Here is a 13,349-nt window from a genome sequence, read left to right on the forward strand (position 1 = left end):
TATATTAATTTTTGAAAAAATATCAAGAATTATATTATAAATATTTTAAAATTTGAGGAGAAAAAATTGGATAATATAAATAAACAAAAAATTTTTATAATTAAATTTTTATATTTTATTTTAATATTAGGAATTATTTTTTCCATATTTAAATATGCATTACCAGTTTTGTTTCCATTTCTTGTGGCATTTTCTATATCAATAATTTTACGTCATCCTGTTGATTTTATATCAAAACATTTAAAAATAAATAGAAAGTTTGTAGGAGTTTTATTGCTATTGCTTTTGTATGGAAGTATATCTTTTGTATTTATATTTTTTGGAACAAAACTTTTTAGATATATAGGAGAGTTGTTTCAAAAACTTCCAGAGATATATACAACAAATATAGAGCCAGCTTTAAACATTATAATATATAAAATTCAGGATATAATTCCAGAACTTAATGTTGTTTTAGATTTAGAAAATATAAGTAAATACATAATAAATATAATTAATTCAATTTCTCTTAGTGCGGTAAATTTAATTGCATCTATTGCTACTAAAATTCCATCTTTTTTAGTTAAATTTATATTTGCTATAATTGCTTCATTTTTATGTACACTTGATTATTATAAAGTTACTGGTTTTATAATGAGGCAGTTTCCTGAAAGAGTTCAAGAAATTATTATTAATGTTAAACAAAATATTTTTGGAACAATAGTTAAATTTCTAAAGGCATATTCAATTTTGATGTTTGTAACTTTTATTCAATTAAGTATAGGATTAACAATTTTTAATATACCAAATGCTATAACACTTGCAGTTATTTTTTCTATGTTAGATGTTCTTCCCGCTATTGGTGTTGGAGGATTGCTTATTCCTTGGTCAATAATTGAGTTTATAAAAGGAAATTATGATTTGGCAATTGGTTTGTTGGTTATATATGGAATAATATCTATAGTTAGGTCTATACTTGAGCCTAAAGTTATTGGAAAACAAATTGGATTGAATCCTCTTATAACTCTTACTAGTATGTTTTTAGGAGCAGAGATACTTGGATTTTTTGGTATATTTATTTTTCCGATAATTGCAACAATTATAAAATATTTAAATGATAGTGGTACACTTAAGTTATTTAAGTAAAAGATATTTTTTATAAAAAATTATTATATATTTATTAATGTGTTAGTTGTTTTAAGAAGGTGGTTTTATGGATGTAAATTATTTTCACCTCGCATTGTGGTTTTTAATATTTTTAATTTTAATTATTGTTGAAGTTTTAACAATAAATTTATCAACTGTATGGTTTATTATTGGAAGTGTATTTGCGTTTTTTTCTTCATTTTTTACTAGAAATTTAAATTATCAGATTATAGTCTTTATAGTATTTACTATAATTTCTATTATTTTAACAAAAAGATTTTTAACGAAGGTTTCAAATTTTAAAAAGATAAATACGAATGTTGATTCTATAATAGGTAGAACTTGTTTAGTAACAAAAGATATAAATAATTTATTGAATCAAGGTGAGATAGTTATAGATAAAAATATTTGGTCTGCATTAAGTAAAGATGATAATGTTGTTATAAAGGAAGGTACTAAAGTTAAAATATGTGATATAAAGGGAGTTAAAGTTATTGTTGAAGAAGTGTAGTTAAGGGAGGTAAGTATGTTTTTGTTAGTGTTTTTTTTTATATTTTTTGTAATTTTAATATTGATATTTGGTGGAATTGTAATTGTTCCACAAGCTTATGTTTACGTAATTGAAAGGCTTGGAGCATATTATAAGACTTTAGAAGTAGGTATTCATTTTAGGATACCATTTGTTGATAGGGTTTCTAATAAAATATCAATAAAAGAAAGAGTTGTAGATTTTGATCCTCAACCAGTTATAACTAAAGATAATGTAACTATGATGATAGATACTGTTGTTTTTTTTCAGATAACAGATCCAAAGCTTTATGTTTATGGAGTTGAAAATCCAATTTTAGCCATAGAGAATTTATCTGTTACAACACTTAGAAATGTAATAGGAGAACTTGAGTTAGATGAAACATTAACTTCAAGGGATATTGTAAATGGAAAGATGAGAATTATATTAGATCAGGCAACTGATTCTTGGGGAATAAGAATAAACAGAGTTGAGCTTAAGAATATTATACCTCCTCAAGAAATACAAGATGCTATGGAAAGACAAATGAAAGCTGAACGTGAAAGAAGAGAACTTATTTTAAAGGCAGAAGGAGAGAAGAAATCTGCTATACTTCTTGCAGAAGGGGAAAAAGAATCTACGATTTTAATAGCAGAGTCAAAGAAACAAGCTGCAATAAAAGAAGCAGAAGGTCAGGCAGAAGCAATATTAAAAATACAAACAGCGTTAGCTGAAAGTATAAAATTAATGAATGAAGCTTCTCCAACTAAAGAAGTGTTATCAATTAAAGCGCTTGAGACTTTTGAAAAGGTTGCAGATGGAAAAGCGACTAAAATAATTATTCCGTCAGAATTGCAAAATTTATCTGCACTTACAAGTACTTTTGGAGAAATTTTTAATTCTAGTAAAGAAATATAAAGGATTATTACATATCAATCTATAAGTTTTTATAGGTTGATATTTTTTTATAAAATATCATATTTGAAAATAATTAAGAGTGAGGTTTTTGTTTTGGATGATTTGAAAAATATTTTTAAGGGTGTAATTTTGGGAGTGTCTAATATTATTCCAGGAGTTTCTGCTGGAACTATGGCTGTAATATTGGGTATATATAATAAAATAATTGATTCTGTATCAGGAGTTTTAAGGAATTTTAAAGAAAATTTTAGGTTTTTATTTTTTATTGGAATTGGAATTTTAGGAGGGATTATATTTTTTAGTAATATTTTAGAAGAGTTTTTAAAAAAATATCCTTGGCAGATGAATTATTTATTTATGGGATTGATTGCGGGAAGTATTGGTATTTTATTTAAAACAGCTATTTCATATAATCCTAAAAAAAGTTATTATATATATTTTATTATTACTTTGTTAATTTTGGTTATTATGAGATTTATAAGTCCTCCGATAGATTCGAAAATTATAGTTAGTTTGAATTTTAAAAATATAATTTTTCTAATGTTAAGTGGTTTTGTAGCATCTAGTGCAATGATTCTTCCAGGAGTTAGTGGTTCGTTTGTTCTTGTTTTGTTTGGAATGTATAATTCTATTATATCTGCAATATCAAATTTTAATATTATAGTTCTTATACCATTTGGAATTGGAGTTATTTTAGGATTAATTATTATGATAAAAATTATTGGATATTTATTGAAAAATTTTAAAGCACAAACTTATATGGGAATAGTTGGACTTGTTGTAGGATCTATTTTTTCAATATTTCCTGGATTTGAATTTTCGATATTAGGGATAAGTTGTATAGTTGTATTTTTAATTGGTTTTTTAATTTCATTTTGTATTTGCAAGATTAATGTAAAAAATGTAAAACAGGACTAAAAGTAGTTTGGATTCGTTTTGGGGGCATTATGGTAAAAAACTTTTAGTCCATATTTTAAATATATTAAGTTGAATTACAAATATTATTGTAAAGAAAAAAATAATCTAATACGAAACTATAAATATAACTAAAATTTAAGGAGAATTATAATGAATTTAAGTTATTTTTTTAATAAAGATAGTTTTTTTAGAAAACTTATGTTTTGGTTTATAGCTGTAGTTTTCGTAGGAGTGGTTGTTTTATTGTTAAAGCATGGACATAGTTCTTTATCTCCAGCAGCTAAACGTATGTTTGATGCAATTTCGGTAATTAAATAAATTATATATAAAAAGCTACAATCTTTATTGATTGTAGCTTTGTTTATTGTATAAATTTTCGTATAATACAAGAATTATAAAACACAATATTAGGCTGAAACCTGATATTAAAAATGGAAGCTTAAACCATAAATCAAAAATTATTCCAGAGGATATTGCGCCTAAAAATGATCCTATGGCTTTAAATCCATTTTGAAGTCCCAATAATTCACCTTGATTATTTTTTGAATTTTCTATTATCATTGATTGCATAATAGGAGCTATTAATGTATGTGCAATAATAAATATCAGTAGAAAAGTTGTTAAAATAATTTTATTTGTTGAGGTCATAGAAATTACTATACTTAAACCTGAAATTAATGTAGAGGATAGATATAAAGTTTTTGAACTGAATTTTTTATTTGCAATTGGTATAATAAATAAATTTGTAATTAATGTGAACATTCCTGTTGATCCTAAAATCAATCCATTTACTGTTGTTGGTAATTTTAAAATATCTTCAACATAATAGCTTATTGTTGAAGTATAACTTTGAATTCCTAAAAAAGTTAAAATCATTAATGAAAGTATTAAAAATATAAATTTATTTGATTTTGAAACTTTTTTAAAGTCTTTTATGCTAAATATTTTTATTGTGAATTTTGCTTCTTTATTTTTAATAGAGATATCTTTAAAAAATATAGCAATACATAATAGAGAAATAAGTGATAAAATTATTTGAACGATAAATGTGACTCTATAATCATTTGTTCCTAAATATCCTCCTAATAATGAACCTATTGCAATTCCAAGACTTCCAGATGCGTTTAAATATGCAAATCTTTTTAATTTTTGAGAATTTGGAGTTATATACGATACGTAAGAAATACTTGATACGTAGTATCCGGATATAAAAATTCCAGATATAATTCTTGCAATTAAAACAGTTACATGATTTGGGAAAAATCCAAAAATGACTTGTCCTATAGTATATCCTAACATTCCAAGCATCATAGGAAATTTTTTACCGTATAAATCACAAATACTTCCAAATGTTGGAGAGGCTACAAATGTTGAAATATTTAGGCATCCGTACAAAAGTCCAAAATAAAAAGTAGGTAGACCCACAGAATTTATAAGTTTTGGTGTTACAGGATGAACCATACTAAGAGAAGTAAGAACTAAAATGTTTATTAAAATTATTGTTATAAAATTTTTATTATTGTATTTAAAATGATTCAAGTTGGCATCTCCTTAAAATGAAATTGTTGGTATAATTATATAACAAAATTTAGTGTAATTTTAAAAAATATTATAATAAATTTTGTTATTATTTTTTGAGGAGATTTTAGATATGGAAATAGAAGTTAGAATTTTGGATATTGATATTGAAGATATCAGAAAAAAATTATTTGAGCATAATGCAGTACTTGTAAAAAAAGAAAACCAAATTAATAAATTATTTGATTTTGAAGATGGAAGATTATTAAATAGTAAGGGCTATGCTAGAATTAGGATTATTGAAGATTTAATTTCAAATGAAAGTTCATTTTATATGACAGTTAAGAAAAAAATATCTAGTAATAATGATAAGTATAAAATTATGGATGAAAAAGAAATTAAAATAAGTGATTCATTTGTTGGTGAAGAAATTTTTAAATCTTTGGGTTTGAGAATGACGTGTTTAATAAACAGATATAGGGAAAGTTATAAAATTTTTGATGTTTTAGTTGAGATTGATGTAAATGATAAAAGTTTTTATCCTAATCCTTATATTGAAATTGAAGGCAATTGCACTAAAAATATCGAAAAAGTTGTTAATATTTTAGGATATAGTATGGAAGATACCACTTCTAAAAGCATTTTTGATATATTGAAAGAGCGTAATAAAAATTAAGTTGATAAAAAATTTTTGCTAATATATAATTGATTTGAAAATTATATATGGTGTTTAAATTTTCAAATTTAATATTAAATAAATAGAAATTTTAATTTTAATATGTCTTATAAAGTATTTTCAAAAGACATTTTTATTTTTTTACAGGGAGAGAAAGAATTGAAAAAATTTATACATAAGATTCCAATTTTGTTGTATTTGATTTTATTTTTGACTATTTTTACATCATGTGTAAGTCAGGATAATGTTTCAGAAAAAAATATAGAAGATAAGTTAAGAATTGTTTCTCTTGCACCTTCTAATACAGAAATTTTAGTTGGATTATCTTTAGGAGAAAATATAATAGGTGCAGATGAGTATTCAGAAAAAGTTGAAGGTATAAATAAAGAAGCTCAAATTTTTAGAATTGGAGATCCAAATATAGAAGAATTATTAAAATTAGATCCAGATATTGTACTATTATCTGGGCATGTTTCTTATGTGGCTAAATTTGAAGAACTCAAGAATTCAGGAGTTGAAATTATAAATATAGAAACAGCTGAAAGTATAGATGAAATTTATGATTCCATGTTGTTTATAGGAGAAAAAACTTACAAGTTAGATGAAGCAAATAAAATGGTTGAAGATTTAAAAAATAAGATTGAAGAAATTAGTAAAGATAATTCTGATCAATCTGTAACAGTTTATTTTGAAATATCTCAAGCACCGTATATTTATAGTTTTGGTAGTAATACTTTTTTAAATGAATTATTGATGCTATCAGGTGGAACAAATATATTTCAAGATTTAGATGGATGGATTTCTCCAAATGAAGAATCAATAATAAATGCTAATCCACAAATTATTTTTACAAATGTTGATGTAACAGGAAATATTGATGAAATTAAAAGTAGAGTTGGATGGGAAAATATAGATGCTGTAAAAAATAATAGGGTTTATTACATAGATAAGGATTATTCTTCTAGACCATCTCAGTTTTTCATAAACGCATTATATCAAATGAATGATTATATAAAACAAGTTTTAAATGAAAAATAGTAAATTAATAAAGATAATATTTATAATTTGTTTTGCAATTTTTTCAGTATTTTTAGGGATAATTGTTGGTGGAAAGATAGAAAACATAAGAGATATTTTGGAGATTATTTTACATAAACTTTTTGGTTTTAATATAGATGAAAGCATTTCACAAACAAAAATTTCTATTATTTGGGATATTAGATTACCTAGAGTTTTACTTTCTTTTTTAGTTGGAGGAATGCTTTCAGTTAGTGGTGCTGTTATTCAATCTGTTTTAAGAAATCCTCTTGCATCATCTTATACAATAGGTATTTCATCAGGAGCTTCTTTGGGAATTGGACTTTTTATTGTTTTGGAAGTTGCAACTTCATATTTTATATATCCAGTTGTTGGCTTTATATGTTCTATTATAACTGCAATATTTGTTATTTACTTGTCTAAGAAAATTGATAAATATATGTCAAACAATACTATAATTCTTATTGGTATGGTTGTTTCATTGTTTTTAAATGCTTTTTTAACTTTCGTAACTTCTATACAAAAAGAAAGTTTATCTTCAATTATCATATGGCAAATGGGATCCTTTTCTTCTAGAGGATGGGAATATATGCTGTCCATTATTCCGTTTTTTTTAATATCAATTATAGGAATTATGATGTTATCAAATGAAATGGATATTTTAACATTTGGTGATGAGATGTGTAGCGCAGTTGGTGTTAATTTAAATAGAACAAAAGTTAAATTGTTGATTTTTTCAACTATTTTAACGGGAGCTAGTATAGCCTCAAGTGGAATAATAGGATTTGTAGATTTAATAACCCCTCATATATCTAGGAAATTATTTGGATCTAAACATGTTGTTATTGTACCTATAAGTATGATTTTAGGAGGTGCACTTATGGTTATGTTTGATATAATAGCAAGAGTTGTTATATATCCAGCAGAACTTCCTATATCAACAGTTAATGTTTTAATAGGTACACCTATATTTTGTTATATATTTTTTAAGAAAAATAGGAGGTAATAAGGGATTTTAGAAGTTTCAAATCTTTGTTATTCTTATGGTAGAAAAAAGATCTTAGATGATATAAATTTTTGTTTAAAATCGGGAGAACATTTAAGTGTAGTAGGTGTTAATGGATGTGGAAAATCTACACTTTTAAAATGTTTGTGTAATTTTTTAAATTATGAAGGAAGCGTTAAGATTGATGGTATTGAAATTAAAAGTATAAATCCTAAAGATTTGGCTAAAAAAATTACTATATTGCCTCAACAGATTAATATGTATTTTGATTATAAAGTTAGAGATGTTGTTAAATTTGGAAGATATGCTCATAGTAAATGGAAGTTTTGGGATAAAAAAGAAAGTGATTATATAAATGAAATTTTAAAGGATATGAATATTTATCATTTAAAGGATAAGTATATGAGTGAGTTGTCTGGAGGCGAACGTCAGAAAGTTTTTATTGCTAGAGTTTTAGCTCAAAACTCAGATATAATTCTTTTAGATGAACTGAGTAATAATTTAGATATTAATTCACAAATTTATATGGTACAGAATATTAATCGATGGTTTAAAGATAAAATTTTAATAAGTGTTTTTCATGATTTGAATTTAATAAGGAATTTGGATAATAGAGTAATGGTTATTAAAAATTCTAAAATTTATAAATATGGTGATGTGGATAGTATTTTTACAAGGGATAATTTGAAAAATATTTATGGTGTAGATATTCAGGAATTTATGATAAGTTCTCTTGAAAAATGGCAGTGTAGAAAAAAGATATTTAATATTAGAAAGGAAGGTAATGAATGGTGATAGTTGTTGGAGGTATGATAGGACTTGGTAAGACAAGCGTATCTGAAATTATATCTGAGGAATTAAATTCTCAAGTTTTTTATGAAAGTGTTGATGATAACCCAATTTTACCATTATTTTACAGCTCGAGTGATGAAGAAATTAAAATGAATAGATATCCTTTTTTGTTACAACTTTATTTTTTAAATAAGAGATTTGAATCTATAAAAAAAGCATTTGTACATAAAAATAATATTTTAGATCGAAGTATATATGAAGATTGGTATTTTTGTAAAAAAAATATGGAATTAGGAAGAATATCTGAATTAGAAATGAGTATATACGAGTCTCTTTTAAATAATATGATGGAAGAATTGAGGTTTTTTCCAAAGAAGAGTCCAGATATATTTATATATTTAAAAGGAAGTTTTGATACAGTTTTAAAGCGTATAACATCTAGAGGAAGAGAATATGAATTAGATAAAAAATTAGTATCTTATTATAAACATATATGGGAAGGTTATGATGATTGGATGTATAATGTTTATGATAAATCTGATGTATTAACAATTGATATGGATAGAATGGATGTTGTAAATAATGAAACTGATAGAAAAGAGTTATTAAAACTTGTAAAGGATAGATTAAATGTTACATCTGGAAGCTTTATTTAGTTAATTATTTATTGTAATATATTATTATGGAGTTATATTTTAGGAGGGAAAGTAAAGTGAATACGCCACATATAAATACGGATGGAAATAAGATAGCAGAATCAATACTTTTACCTGGAGATCCTCTTAGAGCAAAATTTATTGCTGAGAATTTTTTGACAGATGTTGTGCAGTTTAATTCAGTAAGAAATATGTTTGGATTTACGGGAAAATATAATGAAAAAGAAGTTTCTGTTATGGGAACTGGTATGGGTATGCCAAGTATAGGAATTTATTCATATGAACTTATAACTAAATTTGGTGTTAAAAATTTAATTAGAATTGGAAGTTGTGGAGCGCTACAAGAAAATTTAAAAGTATATGACGTAATAATAGCTCAGGGAGCTTCAACAAATTCAAATTATGCCTCTCAATATGGTCTTCCAGGAACTTTTGCACCAATTGCATCATATGAGTTATTATCAAAAGCAGTTAAAGTTGCTAATGATTTAAATATAGACGTTCATGTAGGTAATATTTTATCTTCTGATACTTTTTATGATGATAATGCAGAGGCACATTTGTTGTGGAAAAAAATGGGTATACTTGGAATTGAAATGGAAGCTGCAGCACTTTACATGAATGCAGCTAGGTTAGGAGCAAAGGCACTTAGTATACTTACGGTTAGTGATAATATAATAACCAAGGAAGAAACAACAGCAAGTGAAAGACAAAGTGCATTTGTAAATATGATGAAAATTTCTTTAGAAATGATTTAACACATTTTTAGATACATCTTAATACAATAGATGTATCCTTTTTTATTTTTTAATGAATTTATTTTCATTAAATTTGTTTAGGATGTAGTTATTTGTTGGAGATAAGTTATCGATGTTGTATTTTTTAAGTTTAATAATAGCACTAGTTTATTTCTATATATTTTTAAGTATTTTTAGATTTAAATTATTATATTTTTTGAAAAAATTTATTTTTAGAATAGTACCAGAATTGATAGTTTTAATGTATTTTAATTTCTTTATGATAAGCATAATAAATTCAAAGATAACAACTTCTTTGAGTAAGACGGGATTTTATAGTGTTGCAAATCAAATAAATACTATATTTTTTCATAAATTTTATTATGTAACATTTTTTGATTTTATTGTAATTATAATATTTTTATACTTTTTGTTTATTATAGTAAAAGCTATTTTTTGCAAAAATTATTTAAGTAAATTGAAATATTTAAAAACTACGGTAATGTATAAATATTTTGATGAAATAAAGTGGTTAATTATTTGTTTCTATATAATTTATTTTATAATTTTATTTGTATCTCGGGAATATTTTATATATTCATTACAACAGTATATAAATATATTTACCATCTTTAATATATATTTTATTATAAATATGTTTCTTATGATGAAAGAATTAGAAATAATTCTTATATCTGATTTGTTTAATTACAAAATAAATAAATTTGATGTTAAAGATTTCATTAAAGATGAAAATTATCGAATTTATGACTTTGATGTAATGTTTGAAGAAAAGAAATATTTATTTAGAGAAGTTAATAATTATTTAAATTATTATCAAAAAGAAGCGCTTACTATATGTATAGATGGAAAATGTGGATGTGGTAAGACTAGTTTTGCGGGAGTTTTACAAAAACAATTAAATGATGATTATTATGTTTTTGAGATAAATAGTTTAATAGTTACAGAGAATAATAGATTAAATGACTATTTTAATTTCATTATGGGGAATTTATTTAAAGCTCATGGTATATATAACTCTAAACTTTTAAAAAATTATATGAATATAATAAGTTATGTTATAAGTGATAAAATTTCTAATGTTGTTAATTATTTTTTAGATGAAAATTTTAAAAAGAGTTATTTTGATTTAAGAGACGAAATTAATTTGTATACAAAGAAGATATTTGATTCTAATTTTAATAAAAATCTAGATAAAAAAGGAATAATATTTATAGTTGATGATTTAGAAAGGGTTTATAATGAGGCTCAAATTGTTAACATGCTAATTTTTTCTCAATATATAATTAGTTTTGATTATGTAAAGTTTATATTTGTTACTAATTTAGATATTTTGAATGAGAAAATAGAAAGTAGATATTTAAACATGTTTATCCATAAAGTCTTTAAAATTGATGATACGAATACAAATGCTATACTTTCAAAATATTTTAAAGAACTTGATATGTATGAAAATATTAATAGAAGAGAAAATTTGACAGAGTGGTTTAAAATTTTGGCTACGATTGAGTTCGATAAAAATATTAAAGAATTTGGAATGTATTTATATAATAATATTAATCTTGAGTATTATATTTTTTCTAAAAAATGGACGGAATACAAAAGTAAACTATTTGAAAAATTGGATGAAAGTAAACTCATGGAAGGATCATTTATAAAAATTAATTTCGATAATAATTTAGATTATGAAATTATGAATGATTACTATAATTATATTTATTTTAAGAAATCATTTCTGGGAGATATTAGAGATGTAATATTAGATAATATTTATATGATAAATAGATTAGCAAAAATAAAATTTGATTTATATAATGATGAGCAGGTAATTGCTATTTGGATATGTCTAGAAAAAAAAGGTTTATTAGATAGTACAATGTATTTAGATAAAGAAAAGTATAGAATATATAAAAATCTTACTAAGTATAAACAAAATATTAATAAAATAAGTACACTTGTAAATCTAAAACTTGAAAAAAATCCTAGAAATTTAAAAAGACAAGTATCATTTTTTTGGTATAGTTTTGAAAAATTAAATGAATATTTAAAAGAAATAGAAACACATGAGCATTTTGATGATGTTTTAAAATTAGTTACACAAAGAGATTTTATATTGTTTTTTATGCTTATATGTTTTTTTAAAATATCAAATTTTATAGAAGATCCTAAAGAAGAATTCAAGGTTAGTTTTAAAAATAATGTGGATATTATGGGGATATATAAATTTTTAAATTCAAATTATGAAGATTTGAAAAGGTGTTCCGTTAGGGGATTAACATCATTTGTAAATGAAAATGCAAATGATGTGGATATTGAAACTTATGTATCTTTAAAAGGATTTGATAAGGGAATAAATTATATATTTTTATGTTTTTATATTCAAACTTATATATACAAAAAGATGATATTAGAAGATGTTAATGAGGAAGGATTTGAACTTCTTGTAAGATTTATATATGATTTAAATAGAAATTAAAATAGTAACTACAATATGTAGTTACTATTTTTTATTTTGTATCAAAGAAGAATGGAATATTAAGCTCGTCAAATACTTGCTTTAATTCAGATAAATATTTTTCAGCTAGTTTGTTAAAACCACCGTCTTGTTGAAATTCTGTTATGTATTGATTTATTTTGTTTAAAAGTTCTTCATTTCCTTTTTTTACAGCTATTCCCCAATATTGAGTATCTCCTATTGGTTCTAAATTAATTTTTGTAGTATCTTGATTTTGAGTATGAGCTTTATAAATTGTATCTTGTCCATATATAAATATATCTGCTTTTCCTTGTGCAACTTCTAATATTGCTGCAGATTCTTTATCAAAAATCATTATTTCAGCGTTTTGTAGATTATTTTCTGCAAATATGTGTCCTGTTGTACCTTTTTTTACAGCAACTTTTATTCCCTGTTTGTTTGCATCATCTATTGATTCTACTTCTGAATTTATATTTATAAGCATTGCTAAATTTGATACTGCATAAGGAATAGAAAAATCTACAACTTTTGATCTTTCTTCTGTTATTGTCATAGATGATAAAATAATATCTATTTTTCCTGCTTGAAGCGATGGTATTAATCCACTGTAAGCGGTGTTTATAATTTCAAGATCCATATTTAATTTATCAGCTAAATATTGGGCTAATTCTACTGAAAGTCCATATGGATTACCTTGATTATCAATTGTCTCAAATGGAGGAAATTGGAGTTCCATACCAACTCTTAGAGTTTGTCTCTCGTTTTTTGTTGATGAACAAGAAACTGTAAAAAGTAATATTGAAATAGAAAGTATAAATTTTCTTATAAACTTTTTCATAAATTGCTCCTTTAATTTAAAAAATTTTTTCTAAGTACATTATATATTAAAAGGTGTTATTTCATCTAGTATTAAAATTTTGATAATAAATAGAAGCAATATTTGTATATAAATTAGAAAAA

At 23.9% G+C, this 13,349-nt stretch carries 14 protein-coding genes; 12 read left to right on the forward strand and 2 right to left on the reverse strand.

Features of this window, described 5'->3' with window-relative positions:
• Positions 1-66 precede the first annotated feature (66 nt).
• The 5 genes from ytvI to A6P36_RS08090 all read left to right on the forward strand — a co-directional run bounded on the left by ytvI (position 67) and on the right by A6P36_RS08090 (position 3,787).
• Complete coding sequence (gene ytvI / locus A6P36_RS04150) at positions 67-1,125, forward strand: sporulation integral membrane protein YtvI (protein WP_066761306.1); 1,059 nt, start codon at positions 67-69, stop codon at positions 1,123-1,125.
• Between the two features lie 67 nt (positions 1,126-1,192).
• Positions 1,193-1,636, forward strand: coding sequence for an NfeD family protein (locus A6P36_RS04155; protein ID WP_066761308.1), 444 nt, complete (start codon positions 1,193-1,195; stop codon positions 1,634-1,636).
• 15 nt (positions 1,637-1,651) lie between these two features.
• Positions 1,652-2,551: an SPFH domain-containing protein gene (locus A6P36_RS04160; protein ID WP_066761310.1), complete on the forward strand. Its 900-nt coding sequence runs from the start codon at positions 1,652-1,654 to the stop codon at positions 2,549-2,551.
• Between the two features lie 93 nt (positions 2,552-2,644).
• Positions 2,645-3,469, forward strand: a complete 825-nt coding sequence (locus A6P36_RS04165; protein ID WP_066761493.1) for a DUF368 domain-containing protein — start codon at positions 2,645-2,647, stop codon at positions 3,467-3,469.
• 150 nt (positions 3,470-3,619) lie between these two features.
• Entirely contained in the window at positions 3,620-3,787 is a 168-nt protein-coding gene (locus tag A6P36_RS08090; protein WP_156507975.1) for a hypothetical protein, read from the forward strand.
• A 24-nt stretch (positions 3,788-3,811) separates the two neighbouring features.
• Here the strand turns inward: A6P36_RS08090 and A6P36_RS04170 are convergent, their stop codons facing one another.
• Positions 3,812-5,008: an MFS transporter gene (locus A6P36_RS04170; RefSeq protein WP_066761312.1), complete on the reverse strand. Its 1,197-nt coding sequence runs from the start codon at positions 5,006-5,008 to the stop codon at positions 3,812-3,814.
• Between the two features lie 112 nt (positions 5,009-5,120).
• On the opposite strand from A6P36_RS04170, the gene A6P36_RS04175 reads away from it, so the two are divergent.
• The 7 genes from A6P36_RS04175 (at position 5,121) to A6P36_RS04205 (ending at position 12,389) form a co-directional block, all read left to right on the forward strand.
• The gene (locus tag A6P36_RS04175; protein ID WP_066761314.1) at positions 5,121-5,663 is read left to right on the forward strand and encodes a class IV adenylate cyclase; all 543 of its coding nucleotides are present in this window, start codon (positions 5,121-5,123) and stop codon (positions 5,661-5,663) included.
• A 159-nt stretch (positions 5,664-5,822) separates the two neighbouring features.
• The gene (locus A6P36_RS04180; protein ID WP_066761315.1) at positions 5,823-6,701 is read left to right on the forward strand and encodes an ABC transporter substrate-binding protein; all 879 of its coding nucleotides are present in this window, start codon (positions 5,823-5,825) and stop codon (positions 6,699-6,701) included.
• Entirely contained in the window at positions 6,691-7,707 is a 1,017-nt protein-coding gene (locus A6P36_RS04185; protein ID WP_066761316.1) for a FecCD family ABC transporter permease, read from the forward strand. The genes A6P36_RS04180 and A6P36_RS04185 overlap by 11 nt, the downstream gene beginning before the upstream one ends.
• Positions 7,708-7,770: 63 nt before the next feature.
• A complete protein-coding gene (locus A6P36_RS04190; protein WP_066761317.1) occupies positions 7,771-8,502 on the forward strand; it encodes an ABC transporter ATP-binding protein in 732 nt (243 codons plus the stop codon).
• Positions 8,496-9,155, forward strand: a complete 660-nt coding sequence (locus A6P36_RS04195) for a deoxynucleoside kinase (RefSeq protein WP_066761319.1) — start codon at positions 8,496-8,498, stop codon at positions 9,153-9,155. The genes A6P36_RS04190 and A6P36_RS04195 overlap by 7 nt, the downstream gene beginning before the upstream one ends.
• Before the next feature lie 56 nt (positions 9,156-9,211).
• Complete coding sequence (gene deoD / locus A6P36_RS04200) at positions 9,212-9,913, forward strand: purine-nucleoside phosphorylase (protein WP_082917613.1); 702 nt, start codon at positions 9,212-9,214, stop codon at positions 9,911-9,913.
• 643 nt (positions 9,914-10,556) lie between these two features.
• Positions 10,557-12,389 (forward strand): P-loop NTPase fold protein, encoded by a 1,833-nt coding sequence (locus A6P36_RS04205; protein WP_242861652.1) that lies wholly within the window; start codon positions 10,557-10,559, stop codon positions 12,387-12,389.
• Between the two features lie 31 nt (positions 12,390-12,420).
• Here the strand turns inward: A6P36_RS04205 and A6P36_RS04210 are convergent, their stop codons facing one another.
• On the reverse strand, positions 12,421-13,227 hold the full coding sequence (locus A6P36_RS04210; protein WP_066761324.1) for a transporter substrate-binding domain-containing protein: 807 nt from the start codon (positions 13,225-13,227) through the stop codon (positions 12,421-12,423).
• Positions 13,228-13,349 lie beyond the last annotated feature (122 nt).

It is taken from the genome of Candidatus Arthromitus sp. SFB-turkey (assembly GCF_001655775.1).
GTDB classification, from domain to species: Bacteria; Bacillota; Clostridia; order Clostridiales; family Clostridiaceae; genus Dwaynesavagella; species Dwaynesavagella gallinarum.